The sequence below is a fragment of the Nostoc sp. MG11 genome (genome assembly GCF_014904695.1).
In the GTDB taxonomy this organism is placed as follows: domain Bacteria; phylum Cyanobacteriota; class Cyanobacteriia; order Cyanobacteriales; family Nostocaceae; genus Komarekiella.
Map to the genome: position 1 here is coordinate 1 of NZ_JACXXN010000084.1, position 11,733 is coordinate 11,733.

15 protein-coding genes are annotated in these 11,733 nt (G+C 39.3%); 14 read left to right on the plus strand and 1 reads right to left on the minus strand.

Going from position 1 to position 11,733, the window contains the following annotated elements; genetic code table 11:
* Positions 1-100 precede the first annotated feature (100 nt).
* The 4 genes from HCR01_RS35495 (at position 101) to HCR01_RS35510 (ending at position 2,090) form a co-directional block, all read left to right on the plus strand.
* The gene (locus HCR01_RS35495; protein ID WP_193200603.1) at positions 101-454 is read left to right on the plus strand and encodes a hypothetical protein; all 354 of its coding nucleotides are present in this window, start codon (positions 101-103) and stop codon (positions 452-454) included.
* Positions 454-1,254: a sugar phosphate isomerase/epimerase family protein gene (locus HCR01_RS35500; protein ID WP_193200604.1), complete on the plus strand. Its 801-nt coding sequence runs from the start codon at positions 454-456 to the stop codon at positions 1,252-1,254. The genes HCR01_RS35495 and HCR01_RS35500 overlap by 1 nt, the downstream gene beginning before the upstream one ends.
* Positions 1,255-1,398: 144 nt before the next feature.
* A complete protein-coding gene (locus HCR01_RS35505; RefSeq protein WP_413774010.1) occupies positions 1,399-1,656 on the plus strand; it encodes a DUF5674 family protein in 258 nt (85 codons plus the stop codon).
* A 74-nt stretch (positions 1,657-1,730) separates the two neighbouring features.
* Entirely contained in the window at positions 1,731-2,090 is a 360-nt protein-coding gene (locus HCR01_RS35510) for a hypothetical protein (RefSeq protein WP_193200605.1), read from the plus strand.
* 59 nt (positions 2,091-2,149) lie between these two features.
* Here HCR01_RS35510 and HCR01_RS35515 read toward each other — a convergent pair whose 3' ends face one another.
* A complete protein-coding gene (locus tag HCR01_RS35515; RefSeq protein ID WP_193200606.1) occupies positions 2,150-2,914 on the minus strand; it encodes a hypothetical protein in 765 nt (254 codons plus the stop codon).
* A 298-nt stretch (positions 2,915-3,212) separates the two neighbouring features.
* Between HCR01_RS35515 and HCR01_RS35520 the strand changes: the two genes are divergently transcribed.
* From HCR01_RS35520 to HCR01_RS35565, 10 genes are all read left to right on the plus strand, one after another.
* A complete protein-coding gene (locus HCR01_RS35520; protein ID WP_193200607.1) occupies positions 3,213-3,461 on the plus strand; it encodes a helix-turn-helix domain-containing protein in 249 nt (82 codons plus the stop codon).
* A 16-nt stretch (positions 3,462-3,477) separates the two neighbouring features.
* Positions 3,478-6,480, plus strand: coding sequence for a DEAD/DEAH box helicase family protein (locus HCR01_RS35525; protein WP_193200608.1), 3,003 nt, complete (start codon positions 3,478-3,480; stop codon positions 6,478-6,480).
* Positions 6,481-6,488: 8 nt separating this feature from the next.
* The gene (locus HCR01_RS35530; protein ID WP_193200609.1) at positions 6,489-6,674 is read left to right on the plus strand and encodes a hypothetical protein; all 186 of its coding nucleotides are present in this window, start codon (positions 6,489-6,491) and stop codon (positions 6,672-6,674) included.
* A 30-nt stretch (positions 6,675-6,704) separates the two neighbouring features.
* A complete protein-coding gene (locus HCR01_RS35535) occupies positions 6,705-8,501 on the plus strand; it encodes a site-specific DNA-methyltransferase (RefSeq protein WP_193200610.1) in 1,797 nt (598 codons plus the stop codon).
* Between the two features lie 48 nt (positions 8,502-8,549).
* The gene (locus tag HCR01_RS35540; protein WP_193200611.1) at positions 8,550-9,224 is read left to right on the plus strand and encodes a hypothetical protein; all 675 of its coding nucleotides are present in this window, start codon (positions 8,550-8,552) and stop codon (positions 9,222-9,224) included.
* A gap of 103 nt (positions 9,225-9,327) precedes the next feature.
* On the plus strand, positions 9,328-9,507 hold the full coding sequence (locus tag HCR01_RS35545) for a hypothetical protein (protein ID WP_193200612.1): 180 nt from the start codon (positions 9,328-9,330) through the stop codon (positions 9,505-9,507).
* A gap of 92 nt (positions 9,508-9,599) precedes the next feature.
* Entirely contained in the window at positions 9,600-9,878 is a 279-nt protein-coding gene (locus tag HCR01_RS35550) for a hypothetical protein (RefSeq protein ID WP_193200613.1), read from the plus strand.
* A gap of 32 nt (positions 9,879-9,910) precedes the next feature.
* Entirely contained in the window at positions 9,911-10,303 is a 393-nt protein-coding gene (locus HCR01_RS35555; RefSeq protein ID WP_193200614.1) for a hypothetical protein, read from the plus strand.
* Between the two features lie 92 nt (positions 10,304-10,395).
* The gene (locus tag HCR01_RS35560; protein WP_193200615.1) at positions 10,396-11,163 is read left to right on the plus strand and encodes an endonuclease domain-containing protein; all 768 of its coding nucleotides are present in this window, start codon (positions 10,396-10,398) and stop codon (positions 11,161-11,163) included.
* A gap of 159 nt (positions 11,164-11,322) precedes the next feature.
* Complete coding sequence (locus HCR01_RS35565; protein ID WP_193200616.1) at positions 11,323-11,682, plus strand: hypothetical protein; 360 nt, start codon at positions 11,323-11,325, stop codon at positions 11,680-11,682.
* The last annotated feature ends 51 nt before the right edge of the window (positions 11,683-11,733 follow it).

The window sequence follows — 11,733 nt, forward strand, 5'->3', positions numbered from 1 at the left end:
TCTACTATTTTTGAACGCAAATCGATGGAGTACGCTTTCATTGTCATTCTCGATGCACTAATATTTACTGTACCTCATTTACCTCGAAACTGCTGTAGGTTTGAGCAACTACCAGACTCATGAAGACCTTGATGGTTACGATGACGAACGTAACTTTATTGGGTACAGCTATACTCTGTCTTTAAAATTAGGTTCAGTTGAGCATTTGATTAATGAAATACCATTAAAACGCATATATAACGTGAACGAGTCCAGTGAAACTTCTATAAAAGGACAAATTGAGGACTACATTTGTGGTGATGTGAAATATTTACTCAGAGATATGGAATATTCAGAAGAACAAAAACAGCAATTAGCGAATGAAATCAGCGTATTAATAGGGTATTCTACAAAAATATTTACTCTCAAGCCTAGAACTGCAATCTTTGAATATTCATCAATACAGGAGGGCTAATGGAGTTATATCTGAGTTTGTCAGCCTATGGGGGAGTGTCAACCCGTAAAGCGTTAACGGTGTTTTGGGAAGCCGGAATTCGCCATGTTGAACTAGCAATCGGGCCTCGACCTGATGTTGATGCACTACAGGCAATCCAAGATTTTAGGGAACAAGGGATAGTCTATCGAGCGCACCATGCTTTTATCTGGGGCGATCGCCATTATCCTTTCAATCTGGCGCAACCGCAAGATTGGAGCTACTTCCATAGATTGACAGACTACTTAGCGAGTATGAAGATCACAGCTTACTCAGTGCATGGAGGGAATTTTTCAAGTACAGCTAATCGTAGCCAAGCATACACAACATTTCTTGAAAACATTCATTATCTCCACCAGCTTTGCTTGATGCGAGGTATTAGTCTTGGCGTAGAAACAATGTATCCTACACTGCCAAACAGTGCTGTTGAAAACCTTTTGGACAATGCCTCTGAAGTTGCCCAGTTTTGTCTAGATGCTCCCCAAGTCAAGATAGTTGTTGACTTGGCACATCTGAATATTTGGCATGACAAAAGCCAAATAGCTCTTGCACAATGGTTAAGACTTCCAGCAGATAAACTTTTAGAAATTCACATTTCTGATAATGATGGCAGGCAAGATATACACTCCCGGATTACAGATACAACTTGGTGGTTATCGCAAATTAGTCAATTTCCATCTGGAGTTCCTTTGGTGTTAGAGAGCCGATTAAATCGATTGCCTATGTCAGTAGTACAACAAGAGTACGAGCGTATTGCTGCTTTGATTTTTACTTCTAAATAGTGCGTGTAGCAAATGGGCTTGATGGATCAATGAATTATCCTACTATTCCTATTCCTTTTTTTTGCCTTTTGAAGTTAGCAATGGCTTCGATGTACAACAGCGAGAATATGCTTGAGAATTAGTTATGGGTGCTGGAGTAAAAATTTGGTACTGATTATCAAAGAAAGGGCGACGCTAGAACAAGTTGAGCAAATGCTGCAAACTCTGAAAATTTACATTAAAGTGGCAGTAGACATTGAAAAAGGGATTTTGGCTGGAGGAGGAGAGAAACACGCTTACTGTGAAGCAGCATTGCTTGAAGACGGTAGTAGACAGCGAGATATCTGGGGTGCGGATTGGACTCCCTTTGACCAATCGATAGCTTATGAATCGATTATTAATATTCGTCAAGCGTCAAAATAATCGCTCAATGTTAATTCAAGACCCAGCGATTAAAGAACGTGTTAAAAAAATAACTCAGGAGTTAATTGGGGGATATGAACCAGAATTTAGATAAAAAACAAGTGCATTTTCAAAGTGAAAATACATCAATTCGCTTAGGACACATAGCTTCCAATTTAGCGAGGATTAGAACATTTTGTAACAGCGTTTATAAAGAAGCTGTTGAAAGTGTGACAGATGAAACTATATGTTTTATTGAATGGACGGCAGCAGAAATTGAACCAGAATATGCCGAAGAATTGGTGAACATTCAAGTTCAACTAGCTAGGTGGAAATTAAAATTTGATAGTCTTTGGTCTGATGATACCGAACGGAAAAAAATGTCTGAACAATCTGGTGCTTGGTCAGAACGAATATTAGATATGTCAGGATTGCTGTCTGAACCAATAGCGTAGTAACTACATCTGGGTATGTTGGAATTTTAGATAGAACTTTAATGGCTAATTAATTTATATTAAGTACGATTTCCCAGTTTAAAGAAATTACGAATTTTCAACATAAATGGCGTTGGATTATCCGAATTTTTAGCATCTTTGTTTGAATCTAGTAACTGCTTTTTTAATGGCTCTACAAAATGTGTGATGGAAGCATTAATTTGATTAGATGTTATTTTTTGATTTGATTCAATATCAGAAATTATATTTTGGGTTAAATCGGGAACAGGAGCCTTGATTTGATTCAACAATATTTCTCGATTTTCTTGGATATCTAAAGCATTACAGATTCGTTCAATATTCCAGTATCTTATTCCCGTCTCATAACCTTGACAACGCTCTTTCATAGTCGGCGAAGTATCAATTATTTGAATGTTAGGATTGCTTTGTGCCCAATTTACAGCTTTCCGCATAATACAAAATCCATCTTCAATCCATACAATACGATGCTGCCAGTCTCGGCTATGCCAACGTGCTGCTAAATATTTGTCGCTTGCATCTGGAAACAATTTTACTGCTTCTTCTTTTTCAAACCCTTCAAAGGAATAAGCGACAGGCCAAAGGCGGGTTTTTGACCATTTATTCCACACCTGTGACTGCAATCCCCAAGAAGAAATCCACATAGGATGAATCCAGGGACAGCTATCTATTACCTGCAAAAATTCCTTAGTTCCAGGGACAGGGTATCCTGTCTCCCGCTTTGAAATCTGTTCTGGTGTTTTACCGTCTTCTTGAACATCGATTACACCATTAATATCAAGAAAAAGCAGTATTGGTTCAGTCATAAATTGAGTTCTTTATAGTTTTGGCAGTATTGCCAGAGCTACAAAATTATCGTACCCAAGTGACATTAGTAACGAACACAAAGCAGTTACTTTCGAGTGGCTCATACGATGCCTATGGTGGGCCGCGCCTACGCAGGTTAAAAACAATATATCAACTTTGACTGTGTAATTACATAGTTGAACAATCAAGCAAGTATAAGATTCGAGTATATTTTCGCCTATCAATTCAGGATTAGCCCCAATAGGATGTAGCGGAATACATATCACTCGCCAGATTAATAGGTGGGTTTTGAGCTAGATGACCATTAAGAAACATTTGGTAATCAACCAACCGGAAGTTGGAAAGCTCATCCGTGAACTCCGTGGCATAACTGGTCTTACGCAAGAACAGTTTGCAGCATCTTTAGGTATAACTTATTCGACGGTCAATCGTTGGGAGAAAGGACGTGCCAAGCCTTCATCTCTAGCTATGCAAAAGATTGAGGGGATGTTAGGGGAGATAGGCGGACAAGGGCGGGATTTGCTAGCGAAGTATTTGCCAAATTAGTTCGGGGATTATTTACATGGTGCAAGCCAAACGCAGAGCAAATACTGCCAACACTATAGGGCTACTGATTCCGACCCTGCTGCAAGGTGAGGTTGAAGGATGGCGAAATACGGGCTGGGCTGGTGTTACACAGACTACATCAGAACTTTTGAGCTACTGGTTTGAAGAGGACAGAGACGGGCCGCAGTTCCATCAATGCCAGCAGCAGGCGATTGAAACTATCATCTACTGCCATGAAATTTTAGGGATTGAAAACCCTTACCAGCTGTATGAGAATTTTGCTTCCGAAAGTCCCACAGTTCAAGCGGTTACTCGCTCAAAAGCTTTACAAGATGAACTAAACCCGATTAGCTTCCCCAAATACTGCTTAAAAATGGCAACGGGTAGCGGTAAAACTTGGGTGTTAAATGCGCTCATAGTCTGGCACTACTTCAATGCTCTAAACGATGAACGTCCTGGTTTATTTACCAGCCGTTTTTTGATTGTCACCCCTGGACGGGAAGTACAGAAGCGAATTTTAGTTTCTCTTGAATTCGACCTAAGCCAACCGTTGTTTGTACCTCCTGGTACGCGATGGCGCGATCGCTTTTACTATGAGCTATATACCCCCGATGACTTTCGAGAAAATCTTACTCTCACTGATGGCCCGTTTTTAATGGTGACAAACTGGCAGCAGTTTCGGTTTGCGAAGGATAAACCGTCACTGTGGGAAGAATTTATGGGGGAACGTGAGGAAATTCCTAAAGCAGAAATTATTGCAGACTTGCTGACTGAATATCCTGATATCTGCGTTCTTAATGATGAGGCTCACCACGTCCACGCTGCCAAAAAACCTAATTCTGAAACAGGAAAAGATGAGGAGCTGATCTGGCGACGGTTTATGACTTTCTTAAAGCAATGCCAACAAGAGCGTCATGAGTCAGCACCATACCGAGTTTTTCAGCAGATTGATTTTTCAGCAACTCCCTTTTATGGCAGTGGAGACAATAAAGACTACTTCCCTCATATTGTCTATGACTACGATTTACCCCAAGCTTCAACCGATATGCTGGTTAAGCAGCTATTCTTGGAACAGCGCCAGGGTGCTAACTTAGCTGATTTGGACTTTAGGGCAGAACGCACACCAGCTACAGGGAGAAAGCGGGGTGAAATTATTGGCTTGTCCCGTGGTCAGAAAATCATGCTGGAGATTGGCAAATCCAAACTAGAGCAGCTAACACAGGAATTCAAAGTTAATGGGATTAACCGCAAGCCTGTAATGTTAGTATTAGCTGAGGAAACAGAAGTTGCTAACCTTGTGGGTGAACACTTCGCCGCCTTGCCTGATGAAGATGGCAACTACTACGATGGTAATCGCGTGGTAGTTTATCACTCCAACCTTAAAGAAGCTGAGTATAAAGCAGCATCAGACCGACTCGACGAGATTGACGACGATGATAAACTCCTGCGGGTGGTAGTGTCGGTGCTATCGGTTCGAGAAGGTTTTGACCGTCACAACATTTGTGTAATTGTCATGCTCCGAGCCAGCGAAGCTGACCTACTGCTAGAGCAAGTTGTTGGGCGCGGTCTACGGGTGATGTTTCCAGCTTATAAGCCAGAGTATGACCAAATCCAAGACCTAAAGAGAGAAGCACGGCAGCAACTTCTTAACCGGGAACAGCCCAGCAACGCTTTTGACTGTTTATTCCTGGTGGAACACCCCAAGTTTAAGGACTTTTACGAGAACTACTTGCGATCGCAGGGTTACACTGTTGGCTCAGGTGACAGTTCGGGACAAAAGGCCGCGGGTGATTTAGTTGCAGTAGATGCTGATACTTTACGAATTCCCAAGTATGACATTTGCTGGCCCATACAAATCTTTGACAATACTCCTATTCCCAACTTGGCTGATATTGAAGTGAATTCTTTGGGGCATTACCCAGTCAAGTTTTTATTACAAAAACAGATGTCAGCTAAGACGTTGATAACTGATGTTCACGTTGAGACAGAAACGAAGGCTAAGACTTGGGTACTAGAAAACGATTATTTTGACTACAACTTTTTCCTACAGCAAATAGCCAGGACGGTTACACAGTCAGGTAAGATGATGCACCTAACCGCTTTCAGTTCTGAGATTGCGGCTTTAGCAGATGAATATATTAGTCGGTGGCTATTCACCGAAGACATTGATTTTACTGACCCTGATAACTATCTAGTTCTCCAAAGTCAGCAAATAGTTGACTTTATCGTTAAACAAATCCGTTCAGCGATCGCACGGGCGACGGGTGACTTGCAATATCAGCCTGGGGCAGTATGGCGCAAGCTGTCTGATGTCTCTCGGCTATTGATGCGACAGTCAAACATGGTAGCTATACAGCGCTGTATTTATCCCTATCAGGCTGTGCAAACTGTTAACGGTGGATTTGAACGCAAGATTATCAGCAAATTACTGAATCCATCGCCAGAAGTCCTAGCATTTGCCAAGCTAGACCGCAAGCACGATTTGATTATTGCGTGGCGAGATGACCGAGGCATTCAGCGCAAGTATGAGCCAGATTTTGTTGTTAAAACTGCTGATCGGATATTTTTGTTTGAGACGAAGGGCGACCATCTAATAGGCGACCCCAGCACAGCTTTAAAGGCTCAGGCTGCTGTTGCTTGGTGTAAGGCTGCTTCTACAGTCGAAGCACCATTATCAGAGTCAATTACTTATCAACTTGCCTTTCCAGAATTTAAAGAACGGCCTTCGCCAGAGGTGATTAAACAGTTTATTGAGCAATTGAAAAAACAAGGTTCACCTCCTGGTGATTACGTCATTTCCTCTGGTTCTGCTATGTCTCATGGACGAGATGAACAAATACTTAAACAACTAAGAGAGAGTCGGCGGTCGCAGCCTCAAGAGTGGGAGTACATCATTCTTAAGCAGAGCGTGTTTGAGGCGAATGAGGGTGCTTCCTTTAATGCCCTGCTGCCAATAATGCGAATGGAACGAGAGGCGCTGATTGCTGGGCTTTATGGTGAATTAGGCTTAAATATTTAGGAGAAATTATGACTGAACCAACGAGACGTAGACGCAAAGATTCAGTAAAAATGATATGGGATACCAAACCAAAACGTGCGCCAAATCCCAAAGATATTGAATTTCAAACTGCTGAAATAGTTATTCCAAATCCTCAGCAAGACCAAGGCAATCTTCCCTTAATTGCCATTTCCAATTTTGAACATAACCAGTAAATTGAGGATATATAAGGATAAGGCTATATTATGGGCAGTGATGAGATAAATAAATCCCGAATGAACCGTTTAATTTGGGGTGATAACTTGTTAGCAATGCAGGCACTTTTAGCTCAAGGCTATGCTGGCAAGATTGATTTAATTTATATTGACCCACCATTTGCGAGTAGTGCTGATTATTCTTATCAGGTAACAGTGGAAGGTAAGCAAGTAGAAAAAGAAGCTAGTATTATCGAATGTCTTGCTTATACAGATACTTGGGAAGCAGGCATAGATTCATACCTTGATATGTTATACCCTCGGTTACAGTTAATGAAAAGACTGCTTAGTGAGCAGGGAAGTATTTATGTGCATTGTGATTGGAGAATAGATAGTTTTCTAAGAATATTGCTGGATGAAGTATTCGGTAACTCTAATTATAGAAATTTAATTAAATGGCGAAGGCAACCTGTACGAGGAGCAAAAGCTACTGCTGATCAATATGCTAGAAATAGTGATTCAATTATCTTCTACACCAAAGGAGATAAGTGGCGCTGGAACGGAGCCTATAAACCTTACGATGAAAATTTTGTAAAAACTAAATTTAGAAAAGATAGTAAAGGAAGACTCTTTAGAGATTGTGATTTAGGAGATTATTCGCAAGAATCTATAAGAAAATTTGAACAACAGGGAAAGATTTATGTTACGTCTAGCGGCAAACAGAGGCTCATTCGATATCTTGATGAAGAGAAAGGGGAAGCATTAGGCGATATTTGGACAGATATTTCTGAGGTCAATTCTATGGCAGATGAAAGAAATTACTTCCCTACCCAAAAACCAGAAGCCCTGCTAAAACGTATCATCCAAGCTTCATCCAATGAGGGTGATTTAGTCGCTGATTTATTTTGCGGAAGTGGCACAACAATGGCAGTAGCTGATAAACTAAACCGTCGCTGGATTGGTTGCAATCTGGACAAGGTTGGTATTCAAGTCTCTCGCAATCGCCTAGTTAATCAGGGCGCTAAACCCTTCCTGCTTGAGAATATCGGCAACTACCAGCGTCACATGATTTATCTTTCTGGTAGCAAAATCAATGAGATGCAACGGATTATCCTTAAGCTGTACGGGGCAGCACCCAGAAGCGATCGCCCCGACCTTGGAAGCCACACCCCCGACGGGCAAGAATCTGAACTAGTGTATGTAGGCTATCCAGACAGACCTGTGACCGCCAAAAAAGTAATCGAACTGGCTCAAGAGGCTGAAATTATCGACGGTACAGGCTACAAAACGCTAGTAGTATTGGCTTGGGATTATGACTACAATTTCAACACCGAACTAGAGAACCGAAAAGCGGCATTGAGAACCCCGCTCAAGGTGAACATCAAGCCCCTGACAATTCCCCCAGAAATCTACAACTATCTTAAGAAAGCTAAGAATGAAGACGAGTTAGATAGTCTACGGGACAAAATTACATTCCATGAAAAGCCCTATCTAAAAGTTAGCAAGCCAGAGGTGAGCAATGCTGGCGATGACAAAGTAGTTATTACTCTGAAGATTGATCGCTATGTGTTGATGAACTATCCCATTCCAGAAACACAGCAGGTAGAACTCCGTAAAGCTATTAAGGACAACTTTGCTGCACTCATCGACTACTGGGCCATTGATTGGGACTATGACGGCAAGACCTTCTATTCCAGGTGGCAGGCTATCCGTGGTAATGGAAAACAAGCATCAACTGTGGTAACTATGGCTGCAAGTCCAGAACTGCCAGCCGGGAAACGTGCGATCGCAGTTCGCCTAGTTGATGTCTTCGGTAATGATGCCAGTGCAACAGTAGATGTGAAGTAGCCTAACTTTCAGTATATTAGTTCACCAAGTTATTAAGGAGTATTTAATATGAGAGATAAAGCATTTGTTCACATCATAGAATCACCATCTGATGAAGATATACTTTATGAACGAACAGAAGGAAGCTCCCTTGCATCAGCACTTAATTTAGCTGAAATTCCTCATTGTTACAATTTAGTTACAACAGAAAACTCATTGCAGATAGCACTTTATGATCGGTTATTTTGTGAAATAGAGAAAACAGGGAGGTTCCCAATTCTTCACTTCAGTATGCATGGGAATACTGGAGGCATTGGATTAACAAATAATAGAGTTATTGCATGGGACGAGCTTTGTCGCTTAATAATGCCAATTCAACAGTTATTACAAGAATCTTCCTTGGATTTATTAATTTGTATGTCTTCTTGTCATGGTAGTTTTGGGAGTCGAATGGCACAAATAAAACAAGGATATATTCCGTTTCAATTCCTAATAGGAAATATAGATAGTGTGCCTTGGAGTGATGCAGCAGTTGCTTATATAACTTTTTACCACCTTTTGTTTAAAAACATTGCCCTTGAATCCTGCTATGAAAATATGAAATTGGCTTCAGGTAATAATAAATTCGAGATACATAATGGTAAGCAAGTCCATCTTAACTGGACTAATTATAATAAACAAATCCAACAGAATTTGGCAAGACAAGTGGCTCAAAAAATCAAACAGAGGCAGATTATTTTTTAGCCTTTAGTAGCTTTTAAACTATGCGATCGCAGAGATTATCGAGTCCCCCAAGATTATCAACAACCCCCCTGATATCGGCTACTGGATTGACACCAGTCGCGCCATGAATAGAACCTACTCCAAAATTCACTTTACCAGCAAATTGCGAGAATTGTCCCTGCTACGCGAAGACCTCAAGCTTGACCCTGTGCTAAAGACCTTGATGGTGATTCGTCAGCCAAATGCTACAAACTACAAGGTTACACAACAGGAATGGCAACGTGTACATGAATTAAGAGGATAGCGATCGCTCATTCGTAAGGAAAAACTAACAGTAGAGGCGATCGCACCCCAGATAATTAAGTAAACATTGCAACAAACTAGATAATTATTTATATGAGTGAACCTATTTCATTAACGGTACTTTTCGGAGCTTCTAAAGGATTTATTGACATTTCCATAAGACTAGCTAAAGCTTTAAAGCTAATAGAATCTATTGAAAGTAAACTTGACCTTTTGACGCAGGTAGAATTTAATGCTGCTTGGAAAACACTTTTTCATGCGTGTAATTCTAGTTCTTCGGATGAACAAAAGTTTGCTCTTATTAACGATGCCAGGACTGGTTTTACTAAAGCTACTTGCTTGGAAAAAAATGAGCGGCTTTTTTATGCGTAGGACTAGCAATTTGTCATTATTTACTTAATGATATGAACAATGCAAAAACAGCTTTAATAGAGATTGCAAAGATTAGTATATATAAAGATATTTATTTAAAAAAAACAGAGGCTTTGCTTGGTTTTAATAAGTATACTCTTAGTTCACATATAAATATATATCATCCTGTCAGTTGGTTAAATATCATAACAGCTATACCTGAGCTTCCATTGTTTTTAGCACAAAAAAAAGAAATTAAAAAATATAATAGATTTAAAAATGATTTAATTTGCGATATCTATAAAAAAATAAATGCAGAAGAAGCCATAATTATAACAATAGCTAAAATCAATCAGCCAAGTGATGTATTTAAAACTTTAGAATCACAATTATTAGAATTAATAAATTTGCAAAGGCAATGTCTAGACATAATAAATAATATTTAATTTTAAATATTTAGCAATAACTTCGCTCGTCAAAGACATAGCTACCTCCCATTTTTAAGTAAAAAATACACAAGCAATAGATAGTAAAGAATATGAATGTTGCAACCCAAGAGGTAAAAACTAAATTTAACCCATCAGGAGACGAACAAAACCTTGATGAAAACGCAATTGTATTAAAAAGCTCTAGTCTACGCTATTTTATAGAACTACGAACTTCTTCTTTGATTAGCTATATTTTAAAAATTTACTCAAACAAAAGTTTTACTAGGAAAAGTATTAGTGACTGGTTATCTATAAGAAATAAGCCAGGATTTTATAAAGAATTAGCTCCTAATTTACATTTAGCATACGCTGACCAACGTAATGGGCATGGAACAGAACATTGGTGGACATTGTTTTTTAATGAGGATTATAAGCAAGATATTTTAAATAGTATAAAAATTGAAATATCTTCTGTTAAAAGTAAAAACTCAACAGATGATACTAATGCTCCTCATCAATGGGGTGGTTTAAATTTTAGGTCAAAAACAGAAGTTAGGATAGCACACGCTTTATACAATCAACGTGTTTTATTTTTTGCTAACAATCGTGCTTTTATTGATTTAACTGACTTACCAATTTCTCATCTTGAAAATGGGTTAAAAGAAAGAGTAGAAATAGATTTTTTAGTTTTCTATAAGCAAAAGTGTATGATTTTGGAAGTTGATGGGGAACATCATCAGCAAGCATCACAAAAAACTAGAGACTACAGAAGGGATAGAGTCTTATTACGTGATGGTATTCGAACTGTTAGATTTAATGCAAATGAATGTTATAACCATCCTTTAGAAGTCATTACCGAATTTTTAAACCTATTTTAAATGCTTGTTAGTGTAGCAATGAAAAAAAAAAGAAATACATGATTTACAACCTCAACATGATAAAATGATGAATCGATGATTTATTTAAATAATTATTAAGTAATAACATTTTTGTTTAATCCACTCAACTAAAATTTGTCCCCTATCGTGAAGAGTAAGATGACATTAGATGATTGGCGGAACGTTGCGATAATCGCAGGAACAATTATCACCTTGCTAACCTTAATTAAGGGTGTTTATGAATACACACGCCAGGTAGCGCAAAAACGAAGTGAACAGTACGCGGAGATGCGAAAGCGGTTCAGAGAGAGTGAAACTTTCCCAAAATTACTTGACTTGCTTGAGAAAAATGACCCTGAACTAGTTGACGTTCCTTGGTCGCAAAAGGTTGAGCTACTAGGGTTCTATGAGGATGTCGCTTTAATGAGATATTCCGGCATAATGAAACGTCATGTTGCCTTCTATATGTTTGCATACAGCACTTGCGTCTGTTATGAGGTACAATCAATTAAAATATAAATCCCTTTAAATGAAGTCATACTCTGTCGATCTTCGAGAAAAAATAGTTGC